Origin of the sequence: Paraburkholderia sp. RAU2J, assembly GCF_003634845.1 — a bacterium.
GTDB lineage: Bacteria > Pseudomonadota > Gammaproteobacteria > Burkholderiales > Burkholderiaceae > Paraburkholderia > Paraburkholderia fynbosensis.
The window spans coordinates 240,076-254,427 of sequence record NZ_RBXG01000002.1; the positions used below are offsets into that span (position 1 = coordinate 240,076).

The window sequence follows — 14,352 nt, forward strand, 5'->3', positions numbered from 1 at the left end:
TCACTGGTGAAAGCGTTGCGAAGGTTTTACCTTCTTAGAATCGCATCATTGACAGGGAAGAGTCGTTCGTGAAACAACCCTGGTGACCGGTGCAATCGGAACAATGATTCTCCCGACCGGCATGTGCACGTCGACACGCAGCGTCGGACAAACTACCCGAACGCAGACATCCAGCCCGCAACGTGACGGCGCACACGCCGACGATTCCAGAACATGACTGACGACGGCATTGACTGTTACCTGATCCGCGGCGTGACGCAGCAACATAAGCTGTTCCGGCCAGGCGACTGGGCCGAACGCCTGGCCGGGGTCATCACGCTGTTCGTTGGGGGCGCGGCCCCGGCATTCATCTCGCCTGCACGCGACTTGCAATGCCGGTGGTGGAGCAGGATCTCAAATGTTCGACCTTCTGGTGCTCGACATGTCGATGCCCGATATTAACGGTATCGAAGTGATCCGCCGCGTGCGAGTCGAATGGCCGGCACTCGCCATCCTGATCATGAGCGAGCAAAGCGAGGCACCGGCCGTCTCGCGCGCGCTGCGGGCCGGCGCAACGGGTTGTGTTGCGAAGGACACCGATCCCGAGACCCTGAACGGCGCGATACGTAAGCTCGCGAGCGGCGGGCAGTTCGTTGACCCACGGCACGTCGACCCACTGGTGTTCGGCCCGCAATCTGGCGACGCGCTCCCACAGGAACTGCTGGCCGATCGGGAATTTCAGGTCTTGCAAATGCTCGCGCACGGCAAACGTGTCAGCGAGATTGCCGATACGTTCGCGATCAGCGCGAAGACTATCAGCACGCACAAGTTTCGGCTGATGAAAAAGCTCTGTATAGCTAACAATTCAGAGTTAATCCGTTATTCGGTCCGGCACGGCGTGCTGGAGACGACCCGCTTGCAGGCCGCCTGGCGCCGGACTTCAAGACCATCGCCCGGTTCCGTAAAGACAACCGTACGTTCAGCGCGAGTCGACTCGACTTTTGAATGGAGGGCGATGGCCGGCCAACGGCAGGGTTTCGGGGCCGGGTGTTGTCACTCGAACAGAACAGCGGCCGATACGCCCCCTTTGGCGCGAACCGGCTCGTAGTCGGACGCGGGAAACTCAGTGTTTGCCCAAATCGAATTATTGACTTCCCACTGACGGTTTTCGACCAGAACGAACACCACTGCGAAACGCGAGGCCGTACAACACGCCCGCAAACGTCCGCGCGCGAGGCGCCGCAGGAGATTGAGGTATCGACGAAGGGATTGTCCGCTTCAGATCACGCTTTTACGACCCAAGTCATCGCACGGCCGGTGGATCGGCGTCGGTCGGGACGCCGGCCAAGTGCCGGAACAGTGCCAGCGCCCGGTTCGCCGTAGAAGCCTCGTGCCCGCTCGCAATGAAACTGCTGGCTTGCCGGTCGATACGCACAAGAATGTACAGGCCCCATACGTCGTTCGTCTGGCGCTGTGCGAACACCACCGTCTGCAGCGCAGCCGGCTGAAACAGCATCAGTCCGAACGCTCGGACCGGCGACACATTTTCCTCGGCCAGCGCCACCCGGTGCGGACTATGCTCCAGCACCCGCACCCGGTATACCAAGGGTCCGGAGCGGCTGTCGTCCACCCAGTAGTAAAAGGTTCGACCGGCTTGCAGTTCCGCCGGGCGGAAATCACCGCGCCGCTCTCCGCCCTGGGCCGACAGCGCTGCGGCATCCAGGAACAAGGGACGCCACCTCTTGTCGGTCGTGGACCAGTAGCGCACGGTGCGCAGGGTGGAGACCGCCCCGGCACGTCCCAACAGCGTCTCGGGACCGTCTGCGACGCGGACCAACCCTGCGACCGCAACGACAACCCGTGAGCGGGACGCGGCAGGCCATCCGGTGCACGAGGACGGCCGCCACACCCCCGTATCGAGCTCCTCGGCGCGCACGATCGCCATCGCGGGTTGCATGCCGAGCGACGCGTAGGCCGGCACCGGCGGTGTTCCGCACGGCGGCGTTGGTAATGGGGTTGCCGCGGCGATGCCAGCGGCAACCACCAGCGCCGCGCAGCGGGCGGCTGCCTTCAGGCAATACGTACTGCGAGGACGCGTAACGTTCATCCGGGCTTGCCTCTCAGTAGCGGCTCGGCCAGGAACTTGCCGACGTAGATCGCTGCGGCGCCGATGTGCAAATATCACAGCGCGACGTAGTGGCGCATCAAGGATCCTGACCATCTGACGGACAGGAACGCCGCCGATCTGAGAAGGGCGATCAGCACCGGTCAGTTGATCGTCGCGAGCCACTCGGTCTCGCCGCGGCCTTCAACGCGTCCGGAAAGCCTGTCCGTTACCGGCGCGCAAGCGGAGCAGAAAGTGAGGCGCGCTTTCGTGATATGGAGTCTAGTCGAATAAGGAGTGTGTTGAGTCAGAAAAGTTATCGCAACGACACAGCTACCGAGCGCATTTCCTACGTCATCGCAACAGCTCTTAAACTAAGATCAACAGAGCGCCATGGGCGTCCGTCGACCCGCAGCGGACGGCTGAACACGAGTCGGCTAACCGGCAGCTGCAAGGACCATAACAGCCACTTGCGGCCGCACCTTCACTTGCACACCACTCGTCCGATTCACAGTCCGGGCTAAAACCGCTTCGCAAAGCCAACTGTAAAACCGTGCGGGAGAATCTGGACGAACAAGGGTGTCTGCCATGTCGTGCTCAGGTATCCGACCGCCGTGCCGAGTGCCCAGCCAGCGAGAACGTCAGTCTGCCAATGTGCCTGGCTTTTCACGCGTGCAATCGAATCGTAGAGCGGCAACAATTCCAGTCCCCATACCCACGGGTCACGCCGACCATAGTTGACGATGAACGGCGTCACAAAACTCGCCTGAAGGGTGACCTCGCCACTTGGAAAACTCTGTCCGCCGCTGAACCATTGGTTAGGTCCCTGGCCCGCATTGGGCCGCTGGCGACCGAATGCGTACTTCATGCCTTGCGCAGCGACCGCCGATATCGCCGTAGCGTCGGCCGTTTGCCAGAAGGTATGGCCCAGTTCGTTGTCGTTCCCCAGCCACAGAGATCCGCCCACCGTCGTGGCGATCACGGCATATTCAAGTCCGAGCTGAACGTTGCGGTTCCATATGCCGCTCTGATCCAGGGCGACCTTGCGGTCGATCCCGCCGGCATATGCGCCCGAAAAAGCCAACGCCGTCATCGCGGCGGCACCGCACCGTCTTGCTCCTACCGTCATTCCAGGAGTGGACAATCCCAATGGACCTCACGCGAAAGATTCGACTTTACCGGTCAGCCCCTGACGCATTCGAACAAACAGAGAAACTGCCAGAAAACATTCCAACGTGCCAGGCGCAACGCACATGCCCGGATGATAGACCCCAGCTCGAATCGTCGGGAACCGGCCTAGCGGCATACCTCCACCGTGGCGGCGAATCGGTTCTGATATTCGTGGCCCGATCGCCCTTGTGCACCAATGGAAGTTCCAACGGGACGGCATTAGGCGAACTGCATACGCACTAACTTGCTCGTCGTCGCCGCTTGCCCGGCCACTCAGTCCGAGCGGTGTCCGCTTTTCGGTGCCATCACACCGGGTTCAGCTAGGAAGCATGATTTGCTCCTACCGTCACTGCAGCGCTCCCAGGTCTGCTTCGCGATTGCTATCGACGCCAAGGGCAGAAATCGACTGGTAGGATCATGCCCTGAGTAGGTCCGTCAAGTTTTTGTTGACATCTGCATCTCGCCAAGACGATCATCCCGCGCCCGCCCGTGGACAACGACGCTGCCCACAGCACGAGGCTGTGGACAGCCGCCTGACGGCGGTTCCCTCGTTGCCCACCACCTCCCCGCGAGCTTCGCCTTGGCCTGACGCGCCGCTGCGCGCCTTGCCCCAATCAGATAAAAGAGCAGGATCAGCCTTGACCTAAGTGCCCAGCTTTCCGGGAAGGAGCGAACCGCGTTTCCTGAGCACGTTAAGGTAAACGGCCTCGTTGTACGGCGTGCGCGTCTGCCAGCAACGATACAGGACGCGGATCCACTTGAATGCGAGGGCCCTTAGTGTGACGTGTTTCGAGGGTTGGCCTGACGTCCAGTTGAGGTATAGCCTAATCTGACTCCTTCTGAACTGCATGGACTGTGGCGGTAGTCGGAAAGAGGACGGTGACGTGCAGACCGGTTAGCTTCTCCAGGTCAGAGAAGTCGAGGCGAATTTCCGCACCAATACGATTGGCAATCGTTTGGACGATGGACAGCCCCAGGCCAGAACCGATCTGCTCGCTGCCCAGCGTGCGGTAGAAGGGGTCAAAAACCCGCTCCCGTTCGCTCAACGGGATGCCTGGTCCGTTGTCCTGGATGCGCAACTCGGCCTTCCCGTCCGACACACCCACCGAAAGATCGACACGCCCTCCCTCTGCCGTGTAGCGGATGGCGTTATCAACCAGGTTCTTGACCACGGCGATCATGTCCAGCTCGCTCACCCAAACTTCGGCGTCTTGCATGCCTTCGACACCGATGTCGATGTGCTTGGCCTCGGCCAGCGGCATGAGGTCTTCCAGCACACGGCGGTAGATGCCCTGGACGGATACAGGCGACTTCGGCGAGTCGGCGGCCGACTGCGCCTTGGCCAAGGTCAGGAGTTGATCCAGGAGGCGCCGGCCGCGCTCGATCCCTTGGCGCAACACCGTCAATCGTTCGCGCGCCAGGCCGGACATTTCCGCTTCCGCCAGTCGTTCTGCTTGCAGCGAAAGGGCGGTCAGTGGCGAGCGCAGCTCGTGCGCGGCATCTGCCACAAAGCGGCGCTGTGACTCCATGGACTGGCCGACACGGGCGAGCAGGCGATTGATCGCCACGGCGAACGGCCGCACCTCGACCGGAAGGTGACGGTCTTCGACGGGGTGCAGTTCCTGCTCGGCGCGCTGGTCAATTTCCTTGGAGAGCGCGGCGATGGGGCGGAACATCTTGCGCACCAGGTCGGCGACGATCAGCAGCAGAACCGGAACGAGAATCAGCAAAGGCATCACAGTGCGAAGCGCCCCATCGCGGGCGATTTCATTGCGGAAGCCGGATTCCTGCGCCACGGCAATGCGCTCGCCAGCAGTCGTTGTCTTGACGAGCACGCGGAATGTCTCGCCGCCAACCTCCAGCGTATGCAACCCATCGGCCAGTGTAGCCGGTAGCGGGAGTGTTCCTCCCGCATCCACGCCTGCCGGAGAGGAACTGGCCTCGCCCAAGCGCTGGACGATCACGCGCGATTCTTCATCGCCATCCTTGAGACGGGCATCTGTGGTTGGAGAGGCCGGTGAGAGGCGCTGCCGATCCATGAGCTGCGCCACCTGGCGCAGGGCATCATCCTGTAGCTCGTGGGCCTCGTCAAAAGCCGACAGGAACGAGAAGACGCCGGCCACGATGGCCACCGCGAGGATGGCGAGCGACAGGGTGAACGACAGCTTGATCCGAACCGATTGGCTCAAGCGCCTTTTGAGACCATCCATCCGACTCCCCTTACGTTCTTGATGATCTCGCTGCCGAGCTTGCGCCGCAGCGCATGGATCAGAAACTCGACGGCATTGCTTTCGACCTCTTCCCCCCAGCCGTAGATGCGATCCTCCAGCTCGCTGCGCGAGAGAATGGCCCCAGGCCGAACTAGCAAGGCTTGCAGCAGCGAGAACTCACGGTTGGACAGTTGCGCCGAGGGGCCACCGTTGACGCTGGCTTCCTTCGTGGCCGGATCGAGCGATACCACGCCGTTGCTGAGAACGGGCACTGCGGTGCCGCCTTTGCGCCGCAGGACGGCGCGCATCCGGGCCAGCAGCTCCGCCATCTGAAAGGGCTTGAGCACATAATCGTCGGCCCCACCGTCCAGGCCGCGCAGGCGGTCATCCAGGCCATCGCGCGCCGTGATGATGAGCAGGGGAATCGGGTTGTCCTTGCCACGGATGCTGGCCAGCACCTCTAGCCCATCCTTGCCGGGCAGGCCCAGGTCGAGCAGCACCAGGTCGTAGTGCTGGCATCCCAGTGTCGTGAGCGCCGTCTGCCCGTCCTTCACCCAGTCAGCCGCATAAGACGCATCCTTCAATGCGCCCTGAATGGCTTCACCGATCATGGGATCGTCTTCGACCAGCAATACCCGCATCCGCCCTCCCCTCAATCGTTGTTCAATGTGCCGTCCTGGCCGCCTGCTGCCTGAACAGCAGGATAGCCGTCATCATGAAAGCGAGCAGCGCGGCCGATGCGGAGTAGCGGCTTAAGGCCAGACCGCCAGCGCTCAGCGGCTTGTCCAGAAAATCACCGAGCACGGCACCCAGCGGGCGAGTCAGGATGAACGCCGCCCAGAACAGCAGAGTGCGGGACACGCCGGTCCAGTAGTAGGCTGCCACGACCAGGGCGAGCAGCCCGCCGAACACGATGGCCGCGCCTGTGTAACCCAAGCCCGCCGTGTCAGCCGTCCAGTCACCCAACGCCGTACCCAAGGTCTGGCAGAACATGATCCAGCCAGTAGAAGGCTTCCGCCTTGGGCGAACTGACGGTACTCACCGACACGGACCACTCGCTAATCAGGCCTTGCCTTGCAGCGTGTCGAAAGCTTTCAGCAGGTTCGCCATGGCTGCCTTGCAATCCGCCCGGTTCGGCAAGTCGGCACGCAGGGCGGCCAACGCCTTGTCGATGGCCTTGTCGAGCACATGCCAGTCTTCGGCTGCCCGTGGTTTTAAGCCTGCCTCGGCCGAATCCCACGAGACTTCCAGGTCCTTGATGCGGATCTTGGCTGCGGGCAGATCGCCCTTGTCCACAATGGTGGCCACATCCGTGGCGATGCTGCGGAACCCCGACAGGTCGCCCAGTCTGGAGGCGGTTTTGCCCTGCGGTGCCGAGGCAGTCTGGGCCGGTGTGGTAAGTGCTGTGCTCGCGTTGCTCTGATCGGCTGGCTTGGAACAACCGGCCGCCAGGGCCAGGAGCACGGCTGCCAACACGGCGGCCATAGGACGAGCGATTGAGTGCTGCAGGGGCATGATTTCTCCTTGAGAGCAGAAAGAGGGTTACTTGGCGGCTTGCGCAGAGCGGCTTCCGTTCATGCCGATCTGTGCGACGGCCACGAGCATGACGATCACCGAAAGGAACAAGGCACTGGTCCACATGGCACCCATGCCAAGGCCACCGTAGGTCTTGGCTTGCGTCAGCAGATCGCCGAGCGCGGCCCCAAACGGACGAGTCAGGATGTAGCCGATCCAGAAGGTCAGTACCGCATTGCCACCCATGCGCCAGGCGGCGTAGGTAATGCCGATCAGCGCACCGAACGCCACCGCGCCCCACGTAAAGCCTAGGCCCAATGCCTCGGTGGCCAGGTCGCCAGCAGCGGTGCCCAGCGCGAAGGTGCAGAGGATGGCAGCCCAATAGAACAGCTCTCGACTGCGCGTCACGATGTCATGGATGGACAAGGTGCGCTCGACTCGATACCAGACGAAGAAGATCGCGGCGAGCGCCACGGCGAACGCCGAGGTGCTGATGTACAGGCTGACGCCCAGGCCATCGGTCAGCAAGTCGGTGATCTGGGTGCCTACCACGCTGACCAACACCACCGTCAGCCAGTAAATCCAAGGGGTGTAGCGGCTGGTGCGCAACTGCATAAATAGGGCTGCCGCCAGCAAGGCGGCCATGACCGTGCGTGTCACGCCTTGGCCCAAGCCCGCGTTGACCGCCAGGAAATCGGCTCCCGTCTCGCCCACCGTGGTGGACATGATTTTGATGATCCAGAACGACAGCGCGACTTCCGGGGCTTTGTTGAGCCAGCCTGTGAAGCTGGCCGTGGGCATTTTGTTCATGGTGATTCTCCTGCCGATGTGAGGTCTTGTAATCAGTCTGACCAGGCTGACTTAGCCGAGCCATAGGTTCAGTCGCGCACCCATCCCAGAGTGATCAGCCTGCCGAAAAGCCTGCGATGGATGCCAGAGGCAAGCTGGTAGCTCGGCCCGAGGTACGAGTCTGCGGCGCGCAACGTCAGCCAGGCACTGAGCGCAGCGACAGCGATGGCTCCGAGCATGTCGAGCGGGAAGTGAACTCCCAGGTATATGCGCGCCCAGGCGATGGGTGCGCCCAACAAGGCCAATGCGACGCCTGCGCGCCGCAGCTTTTGCTGAAGCAAGAAGCTAAGGGCAACCGACCACCACAGCGTCAGGTGGTCGCTCGGGAATGATGAATCAGCGACGTGCGGAATGAGCATATGACCCAGCCCGATCATGAAAGGCCGGGGATGCGACCAGGCCAGGCCGATGAGTTGGTTGATGAGCAACCCCATCAGACCCGAGGCCGTGACAATGAGCATCGCTTTCCGAGTCCCCTCGTTGCCGCGCAACCAGCCGATACCGATCAGGGCAGGAATGATCCAGATAAGCCATTCCGCAAGGAAAGTGGTCAGCGTCAACACGAGGGCATTCGGGTGTTCAGGCGCGTTGAGCCATAGAAAGAGTGTTTGATTGAGATGTTCCATGAGGTCTCCGGGCCGGACCGCCGCGTCACGCGTGATCCGGCCACACTGGCGGTGTCAGTCTTGCTTGTCGTGGTCGTCATCGTGATCCCCCTTGTCCTCGGCAGACGAGATGACCGTACCCTTGTCAGGATCGACCCGAACGTCGAAGACCTTGGCGCCGCTGACGACTTCCACGTCGTAAACCCAGCCTTGTTTCGAGTTCTCGTACTCGGCGCGTGACGCCTTGCCATTGGCGTGCTGTTCGGCAACGGTCACAGCCTGGGTGAGCGGAATCTTTGCTTTGCTGATCGCCAGTGCGTCGTTCTCCATGCCGCCTTTGGCGGCATAGGCGACAGCGCCCGTCGTGGCAATGGCGATGGCCAGCAGGGAAAGTTTGGTGTAGCGGTACATGATGCTTCTCCAGAAGAGTGCAGGGATTTGCACGATGGAGAAGCTACGCAAGCAGACTTAGCTGCTACTGAGCCAAGCCGTCGCCGTTATCGCCGAGGACGCAGGTAATGGCTTACTCGGCGCGTTGCTCGAACATGAACTCGCCGAGCGGGCCAAACGGAGAATCGAGCGTCATCGAACCGAGTCGCATCTGGATCCGACCAAGACGCTCGCCACCTTCGACTTCGGCGTTGTGCCGATGGTCTCGAAGGCGCATGTGATGGCGCTGGCCACCGGCGATTCGTGGCTTGAGAAAGGCGCCAGGATCCTCCTGTTTGGTCCACCCGGCGGCGGAAAAAGCCACCTGGGGTCCGCCATCAGCCTTGCGTTCATCGACGCCGGCTATCGCGTATTGTTCACGCGCACCGGCGAAATCGTGCAGAAGCTCCGGGTCGCGCGCCAGAGTCTGCAACTGCCGTCGGCGCTCGCAAAACTTGACCGCTTCGACCTGATCATCCTCGATGATCTGTCGTATGTGAGGAAAGACCAGGCCGAAACCAGCGTGCTGTTCGAGCTGATCGCCGACAGGTATGAAGGGAAAAATCTTCTGGTAACAGCCAACCAGCCGTTCTCAGGCTGGAATGCGTCTTCCCCGACAACGGCATGACAGTGGCGGCCATTGACCGGCTTGTGCATCACTCGACGATCTTCGAACTGAACGTTGAAAGCTATCGACGCCGCAAAGCCAGCGACAAACAGAAGGAGCGGCGCCATCAATTACCCGCTGACAATCCGAAGGGAGCGACAATCATGCCCAACAGCACGACCGGACTTCCTGCTTGACGCTGTCCACGCCGGGACGAATCACCGGCTACGGGCTGCTGACCGATACCGACAAACCCGGTACCACGACACGCGCTTGGTACGGAGACATCCAGTTCCTGCCCGGGCCTTGATAACGCAATGCCACCGGCTTCTGCCAAAAGCGCACGTCGCGGCTGTCGAGTGGCGTTCGGCCGGCCTTATTAGGCGGCGATCGGACCCACTTTGGCCGTTGGCAGCCTACGCTACCTCAACGGCGGCATCTTTTCAGTTAGCGAACTCGCAATCGTGTGGTCGTCGAAAGCCATAACCGGGAAGTTGAGCCAGTAGCTGCGAAGTTGCGGTTGTGATGCGACAAAGTGTGAGGCACCGTACATATTGCGAATTTGATAACAACATAATCTTGTAATGCCATCGTGTCGCGCCAAGCTTTCAATAAAAAAATATTTCGTCAAGAAACTGAAAGGGGAGCGGGCGGTTGCGAGACCAACACATTAGCCCACTAGATGCTGTTGACAATCAGCAGATCCAGATGAATGCCGCGGCGAGCGCAACGAACGACGAGAAGCGTTGGGAGAGCTTGTCGTAACGGGCGGCAACGCGGCGGAATTGCTTGATGCGGCAGAAGAAACGTTCGACCTAATCTCGTGAGGCATACAGATGCTCGTCCAGGGGGCGTTGTTCAAGACGATTGGCGCGACCGGGGATGATGGCTTGAATACCTGCGGACTCCAGGTGTTGCCGGATCGCGTTCGAATCGTAGGCTTTGTCGGCCGCCACACCGGCGGGTTTCAGTTCGTCAAGCAAAGACAGCGCTTCGGGGCGGTCCCCCGCCTGGCCGCCGGTCAGGCGAAAGCGCGCGAGCATACCCAATCCATCGACCAGCGCATGAATCTTGATGGTCAGTCCGCCACGCGGGCGGCCGATCGCCTGATCGCCTTTTTTTGGGGTGCGCCGGCGGCATGCTGCTGGGCACGCACATTGGTGCTGTCGATGAAGACGTCCTCGAAGTCGGCGTCGCCCGCAAGCTCAGCAAATACCGTGTGCCACACCTGCGCCCGAGACCATCTGGCAAAGCGTTTATACACACTGTTCCACGCTCCGAAATCGGGCGGTAGATCGCGCCATGGGCTGCCGGTACGCGCCATCCACGGCACGGCGTGGACAAAGAGTCGATTGTCTGCCGCCGTTCGACCCGGATCCGCGGCCTTGCCGGGCAGCAATGGTGCGATCCGTTCGTATTGGTCATCGTTGAGCATCAACCCTGGCATCCTGTCCCCGCAAAAGACAGGATGTAAACAGAATTCTTCACAAGTTAACGGCCCCCTCGTTGCTGATTGTCAACAGGCTCTGGGGCGAAAGGAAGAAAAATGAAGAAGATGATTCCCGGCCTGGACGTCCTGCGTTTTTTGCTCGCATGCTATCTGGTCCTGTACCACACGCTCCCTTACTACGCGGAGGCCGACACGATGCCGCTGGGTCAAGTGTTTAGGCTCGGTGGTTGCGCGACGAGTATCTTTTTTATCTTATCCGGATTCATTCTGTCGCACGTTTACGTTGGAACGACACGCGGTGAAAACATAAAGATTTCACCATCGAGATTTTTTATCAATCGGTTCACCAATCTTTATCCTATACACATTATTACGTTACTGCTGGCGATTGCAGTGATGGCTGTGACTTCTCGCCCATATGACGTTTACATGTCTATGGTTGATTCTGCACCTGCGATAATGCACACCATGAGCACCGCGGAAGTCGCGGTCAATTCGGTTTTGCAAGTGCTGTTACTTCAGGCATGGAATCCTTTTTATCTGGCATTCAACATTCCGGCGTGGTCATTTTCGACGCTGCTTTTCTTCTATTTGTTCTTTCCGATACTCGCCCCCCGCTTGATCTCTATGCGTCGCAAGTGGACGATGCTGATCGCGATGTGGGCTGCCTGCCTTCTCCCGGCGATAATCACTGTCGCGAACGGGTGGTATGGAGCGTGGACGATAGGGACGCTCCATACTAATCCGCTGCTACGTCTTCCGGAATTTCTGGCGGGCATTCTCGCATACGGCATATTCGCCGGACACGCTGAGCAGATCACGGGATTCGTCGCACGCCACCGGCGCATCGTGATACTCACGCTGGCAGCATTTTACATCGGCGCCGCTTATCTGTTCGCGGATGGTCCGCAATCCTGGAAGGTCCTCCTCCATAACGGTGCGATTTTGCCGGCGCAAATCGCGTTGATATTTGTTTCCGCCAGCGTGCTACAAGGTGCCTCGCCGCGTGCTGCCGGATGGGCCAGGCGTCTCGGAAACGCTTCTTTGTCTATCTTTGCTCTGCAAATACCGCTTTTTACTTTATTTCTGAAAGTTCAGAAGGCGTTGGATATTCCGTACCCGCTTCTGTCCTGCTTTCATCGATTTCATTTATGCAAAGACGCGGCCAGAATAGTGCCGCTGCATTTTTCGGCCTATCCGGCCTATCTCGTCATGATTCTCTTCGCGTCGGTCCTTTTCCAGGAAAAGGTTATCGCGCCTCTTAGGGAGCCCTTGCGTCGCATGTTGACGCGCCGGTGGGGTCCACCGTTGCCACCAAATATGCTCTCGCCTTCCGCTCCAAGGACGTGGCAAGAGGTCGTGCTCGGCGCCACGCAGGATCACACAACCTCCAAAACATGAGGACTTGCGAACGGCTCAACTTGGGGAATGCCGCTATCGCAACCGTAGCCCGCAGTAATCGCAATGGCATTGCCGCCGGGCGGGTCCGTGACCGAAGCGATTCCTTGGTTGATAGGTGGGCGTCCGCTGCTCGGTTGCCGGAGCCGCCCGTTGAGTGTCCGTCTGGGGGGCGACAATCAGCTTGACCACTACACGATTTCACCTCGACGAGCAAAGGGCAAGGCAGGTCAAGTCGGCATGCATTGGCGCGAAGTGCGGCCGTGGCGACGGCATTGAAAAGGGGGTCGAAGGTCCACAGGGTCAACTTCGGAAGTTCCACGCAAGGTCAGATGCAGTCTGCCGCAGAGTGCTTTGCCGATTCGAATATTCCAGGATTGAATCGTCTGGATTTCGAAAAATCACCGCCTCGGCTTGTGTCCGGCCCGCCCCGCGACGAATCCATGAAAGTGAAGATCACCAATCGCGCTCGCCCAGGCATTTACCCAGCAGGTAGCCAGAGCCTTTTCAACAGCCGAATCGGCACGCATAAGACGAGCCGTTGCAACACGCAGGCGAGCGAACGCGTATTCCCTGCGCGCACACTCCCGACGCGGAACGAGTGTGTTTTCACGCATCGCCGACAAGTGAAAGGAAGCAGAAGAAACGTAGCGAGGTAGAACGCGGTTAGCGCTTGATGGTGCCACAAGGATAGTCGAGCGGCAGTGCACGCGTCTAGGTGGGGCTTTCGCGAAGGGCGATGACGGCCCGACTTCAGTCGTTCGGTCTCGAGCGCGCCGAAAGTCCGCTCGGGGTGGCGGATTCAACCGGTCGATGCAACACAATGAACGTCGCATGAGCGGCGGGAGTGTTGCAAATGAAACAGAGGCGCCAGATCTATTACAGCGAAAGCCAGAAGGCGTTAAGGCTAAGCTGAACAAGCCACTAAATCGGCGACGTGTCAGCGACTTGAACGTCGCCAAGTCATGAGGCCGGGCTTAAGCCATTGCTTTTCGGCCCTCGCAGGCCTGTTGGGCGGGCACTTTGCCCGCCTTTCGCCCACTATGGGCGTACCGGTGCCATCAGTTTCTTTCGCGACAGGTAGACGTTCGCCAGCGCGAGCGCGACGAACGCCCGGTGGGCGTTCTTTGCCAGCCCGCGATAGCGCACCTTGGTAAATCCCCACAGTCGCTTCACGACCGCGAAGACATGTTCCACCCGGGCACGAATCTTCGACTTGTTGCGATTCTTGCCGCGCTGCACCTCGTCGACTTCGCCTCCCGCACGGCGCGTGCGCTGATTGGTAAAGTCGCGCGCCCTAGGCGCCTTGCTGTGGATCAGTTCCTTCTGGCTCGCATAGGCGCTGTCGCCGTAGACGCGCCGCTCCTGGCCGTGCAGCAATCGCGGCAGTGGATGCTTGTCATGCACATTGGCCGGCGTGAGCACCGCGCTGTGCGCCAGGCCGCTCTGGCTGTCCACACCGATGTGCAGCTTTGCACCGAAGTACCATTGCTTGCCCTTGCGGGTCTGGTGCATCTCGGGGTCGCGCGCCTTGTGCTCATTCTTCGTCGAGCTCGGCGCGCCGATGATCGTCGCGTCCACGATGGTGCCGCTTTTGAGCTTCAGGCCGCTGGCCTGCAGCACCCGGCCGACTTCGGCAAACAATTGCTCGCCCAGTTTGTGCGTCTCCAGCAGGCGCCGGAATTTGAGCAGCGTCGTCGCGTCCGGTACGGCTTCACAACCCAGGTCAATTCCGGCAAAGCGACGCAGGCTGGCGCTGTCGTAGAGTGCCTCTTCGCAAGCGAAGTCGGCCAGATTGAACCAGTGCTGCACGAAGTGGATCCGCAGCATGCGCTCCAGACCAATTGGCGGGCGGCCATTGCCGCGCTTCGGATAATGCGGCTCGATCACCGCGCACAACTGCGCCCATGGCACGATCGCATTCATCGTGTCGAGAAACTCGTCGCGCCGCGTGCGTTTGCGGTGCGTCTCGAAACCCGCACTTTGATCGGCTGCCATCGCCAGCGTCTGCTGCTTCATCCTGTTCTGCCTGCCTC

The 14,352-nt window shown here is 60.4% G+C and carries 10 protein-coding genes and 6 pseudogenes; 4 read left to right on the forward strand and 12 right to left on the reverse strand.

Annotated elements, in window-relative coordinates; all coding sequences use genetic code 11:
* Positions 1 to 213: 213 nt before the first annotated feature.
* Together B0G69_RS18570 and B0G69_RS18575 are read left to right on the forward strand one after the other, a co-directional pair.
* A pseudogene (locus tag B0G69_RS18570) lies at positions 214 to 401 on the forward strand (DUF3579 domain-containing protein); the annotation flags it as partial.
* Between the two features lie 2 nt (positions 402 to 403).
* Positions 404 to 883: pseudogene (locus tag B0G69_RS18575) on the forward strand (response regulator transcription factor); the annotation flags it as partial.
* Positions 884 to 1,282: 399 nt separating this feature from the next.
* On the opposite strand, the gene B0G69_RS18580 reads toward B0G69_RS18575, so the two are convergent.
* The 10 genes and pseudogenes from B0G69_RS18580 to B0G69_RS18625 all read right to left on the reverse strand — a co-directional run bounded on the left by B0G69_RS18580 (position 1,283) and on the right by B0G69_RS18625 (position 8,843).
* Entirely contained in the window at positions 1,283 to 2,086 is an 804-nt protein-coding gene (locus B0G69_RS18580) for a DUF6675 family protein (RefSeq protein WP_147440741.1), read from the reverse strand.
* 517 nt (positions 2,087 to 2,603) lie between these two features.
* Entirely contained in the window at positions 2,604 to 3,176 is a 573-nt protein-coding gene (locus B0G69_RS18585) for a phosphatase PAP2 family protein (protein ID WP_018422420.1), read from the reverse strand.
* Between the two features lie 720 nt (positions 3,177 to 3,896).
* Positions 3,897 to 4,040, reverse strand: a pseudogene (locus tag B0G69_RS42985) (IS110 family transposase); the annotation flags it as partial.
* A 37-nt stretch (positions 4,041 to 4,077) separates the two neighbouring features.
* On the reverse strand, positions 4,078 to 5,463 hold the full coding sequence (locus tag B0G69_RS18595; RefSeq protein WP_121319924.1) for an ATP-binding protein: 1,386 nt from the start codon (positions 5,461 to 5,463) through the stop codon (positions 4,078 to 4,080).
* A complete protein-coding gene (locus tag B0G69_RS18600) occupies positions 5,439 to 6,104 on the reverse strand; it encodes a response regulator transcription factor (protein WP_121319926.1) in 666 nt (221 codons plus the stop codon). Before B0G69_RS18600 ends, B0G69_RS18595 begins: the two co-directional genes overlap by 25 nt.
* A 22-nt stretch (positions 6,105 to 6,126) precedes the next feature.
* A pseudogene (locus B0G69_RS18605) lies at positions 6,127 to 6,514 on the reverse strand (hypothetical protein); the annotation flags it as partial.
* Positions 6,515 to 6,525: 11 nt separating this feature from the next.
* Positions 6,526 to 6,978 (reverse strand): hypothetical protein, encoded by a 453-nt coding sequence (locus tag B0G69_RS18610; protein ID WP_121319928.1) that lies wholly within the window; start codon positions 6,976 to 6,978, stop codon positions 6,526 to 6,528.
* A gap of 27 nt (positions 6,979 to 7,005) precedes the next feature.
* Positions 7,006 to 7,788 (reverse strand): hypothetical protein, encoded by a 783-nt coding sequence (locus B0G69_RS18615; protein ID WP_121319930.1) that lies wholly within the window; start codon positions 7,786 to 7,788, stop codon positions 7,006 to 7,008.
* A 68-nt stretch (positions 7,789 to 7,856) separates the two neighbouring features.
* Positions 7,857 to 8,453, reverse strand: a complete 597-nt coding sequence (locus tag B0G69_RS18620; RefSeq protein ID WP_121319932.1) for an undecaprenyl-diphosphatase — start codon at positions 8,451 to 8,453, stop codon at positions 7,857 to 7,859.
* A gap of 54 nt (positions 8,454 to 8,507) precedes the next feature.
* Entirely contained in the window at positions 8,508 to 8,843 is a 336-nt protein-coding gene (locus B0G69_RS18625; protein WP_121319934.1) for a PepSY domain-containing protein, read from the reverse strand.
* A gap of 112 nt (positions 8,844 to 8,955) precedes the next feature.
* Here B0G69_RS18625 and istB point away from each other — a divergent pair.
* Positions 8,956 to 9,665 (forward strand): annotated as a pseudogene (gene istB, locus B0G69_RS18630) (IS21-like element helper ATPase IstB); the annotation flags it as partial.
* Positions 9,666 to 10,163: 498 nt separating this feature from the next.
* Here istB and B0G69_RS18640 read toward each other — a convergent pair.
* A pseudogene (locus B0G69_RS18640) lies at positions 10,164 to 10,915 on the reverse strand (IS5 family transposase).
* 99 nt (positions 10,916 to 11,014) lie between these two features.
* Between B0G69_RS18640 and B0G69_RS18645 the strand changes: the two are divergent.
* Positions 11,015 to 12,319, forward strand: coding sequence for an acyltransferase (locus tag B0G69_RS18645; RefSeq protein ID WP_121319936.1), 1,305 nt, complete (start codon positions 11,015 to 11,017; stop codon positions 12,317 to 12,319).
* Positions 12,320 to 13,357: 1,038 nt separating this feature from the next.
* On the opposite strand, the gene B0G69_RS18650 is transcribed toward B0G69_RS18645, so the two are convergent.
* A complete protein-coding gene (locus B0G69_RS18650; RefSeq protein WP_121319938.1) occupies positions 13,358 to 14,335 on the reverse strand; it encodes an IS5 family transposase in 978 nt (325 codons plus the stop codon).
* Between the last annotated feature and the right edge of the window lie 17 nt (positions 14,336 to 14,352).

Excerpts from the sequence above, each read along its gene's own strand:
- B0G69_RS18595 (WP_121319924.1), bottom strand. The coding sequence starts at position 5,463 with ATGGATGGTCTCAAAAGGCGCTTGAGCCAATCGGTTCGGATCAAGCTG.
- B0G69_RS18585 (WP_018422420.1), bottom strand. The coding sequence starts at position 3,176 with ATGACGGCGTTGGCTTTTTCGGGCGCATATGCCGGCGGGATCGACCGC.
- B0G69_RS18610 (WP_121319928.1), bottom strand. The coding sequence starts at position 6,978 with ATGCCCCTGCAGCACTCAATCGCTCGTCCTATGGCCGCCGTGTTGGCA.
- B0G69_RS18645 (WP_121319936.1), top strand. The coding sequence starts at position 11,015 with ATGAAGAAGATGATTCCCGGCCTGGACGTCCTGCGTTTTTTGCTCGCA.
- B0G69_RS18625 (WP_121319934.1), bottom strand. The coding sequence starts at position 8,843 with ATGTACCGCTACACCAAACTTTCCCTGCTGGCCATCGCCATTGCCACG.
- B0G69_RS18600 (WP_121319926.1), bottom strand. The coding sequence starts at position 6,104 with ATGCGGGTATTGCTGGTCGAAGACGATCCCATGATCGGTGAAGCCATT.
- B0G69_RS18615 (WP_121319930.1), bottom strand. The coding sequence starts at position 7,788 with ATGAACAAAATGCCCACGGCCAGCTTCACAGGCTGGCTCAACAAAGCC.
- B0G69_RS18650 (WP_121319938.1), bottom strand. The coding sequence starts at position 14,335 with ATGAAGCAGCAGACGCTGGCGATGGCAGCCGATCAAAGTGCGGGTTTC.
- B0G69_RS18620 (WP_121319932.1), bottom strand. The coding sequence starts at position 8,453 with ATGGAACATCTCAATCAAACACTCTTTCTATGGCTCAACGCGCCTGAA.
- B0G69_RS18580 (WP_147440741.1), bottom strand. The coding sequence starts at position 2,086 with ATGAACGTTACGCGTCCTCGCAGTACGTATTGCCTGAAGGCAGCCGCC.